Consider the following 1,471-nt stretch of genomic DNA (forward strand, 5'->3'; position numbering starts at 1 on the left):
CCATGTTGACCCCCGCGATCTGGAACTTCTGGTGCGCCCAGTCCGCCCCGGCGGCCGCGCGCAGCTGGCCCGAGGTGCGCTCAAAGAGCGTGGAGGTTTCGATCTGCCCGTCCTCCACCCGCCCGGGGACCGCCAGGATCTCCTCCACGAAGCGCTGGCCCTGCCCGTCGCGGGTGCAGTGCACCACCACGTCCACGCAGGTCGCCACGGTTTTCACCACGAAGTCGCTGGTGATGTTCGGCCCGGCCAGCAGCGGCAGCGTGCACATTTTGATGATCGCGTCGCGCGCCGAGTTGGCATGCAGGGTGCACAGGCCCGCGATGCCCGAGTTCAGCGCGATCAGCAGATCCAGCGCCTCGGCCTCGCGCACCTCCCCGACGATGATGCGCTCGGGGCGCATGCGCAGCGCCTCCTTGACCAGTCGGCGCATGGTGATCTCCCGGTGCCCTCCAGGTTCGGCAGGCGGGTCTGCATCGCCACCTGGTCACGCAGCGCGAAGTTCAGTTCGAAGATCTCCTCAATGGTGATGACCCGCTCGCGCGGGCCGATCGCCGAGGAGAGGCAGTTGAGCATGGTGGTCTTCCCGGCCTGGGTGGGGCCGGTGACGATCACGTTCATGCCCGCCCCGATCGCGCAGGAAAGGTAGAACGCCGCGTCTTCACTCAGTGAACCCAGTTCGACCAGGTCATCGAGCCGCGCGGCGCGGGCGATGAACTTGCGGATGTTCACCGCCCAGTGCTCTCGGGTGATGTCCGGGATCACCACGTGCAGCCGCGACCCGTCCGGCAGCTGGCAGTCGACGAACGGCTGCGACAGGTCCAGGCGCCGCCCGGATGCCTTGAGCATCCGTTCGACCAGTGCGGCGATCTGCCCGGCGTCCAGCCGGATCCCGGTCAGCTCGCTACGCCCGCCGCGTGCGCAGAACACCTGGTGCGGGGCGTTGACCCAGATTTCCTCGATGCCGGGGTCATCCAGCAGCGGCTGCAGCGGGCCGAACCCGGCCACATTGTCAAAAACGCTGCGCTTGGCCGCCTCCAGCTCCCCCAGCTGCGGCACCGCCCCGAGCAGGGCCCGCTCATCGTAATCCCGCACCACCTCATCGATCAGGCGCGGATGCGGTGCGGCTCGGTGGCCGGGTCCAGGCCCTGGCGGCGCACCAGCTCACGGACCTCGTCCTCAACGACTGACAGGGCTTCCACGGCCGGGTCCTTTCGCCCAACGGTACTCTTGCGCCTCCCGTGGCCGGGGTACCGTCGGCCGCCTGGCACCGATGCCGGGCTGCAGCCAACGCAGCAAGGTGTCGGCCAGCCCCAGCACAGCCCCACCTGTGATCCATTGATCACGCATGCTATCGGCGCCGCGCACGGCTTTCAAGGGGTGCGCCAAAGAGTGTGGACAAACCCGTGGTGCCCCGCGCTGTCCACATTCGCGCGCGCCGCGCCAAGCGCACAGCTCAGCGCGTGGTTGATGG

Annotated in this window: 1 pseudogene; it reads right to left on the reverse strand. The window is 68.6% G+C overall.

Going from position 1 to position 1,471, the window contains the following annotated elements:
- Positions 1 to 1,199 (reverse strand): annotated as a pseudogene (locus JCM19049_RS14065) (CpaF family protein); the annotation flags it as partial.
- Positions 1,200 to 1,471: the final 272 nt, after the last annotated feature.

Source organism: Arthrobacter sp. JCM 19049 (genome assembly GCF_001310435.1).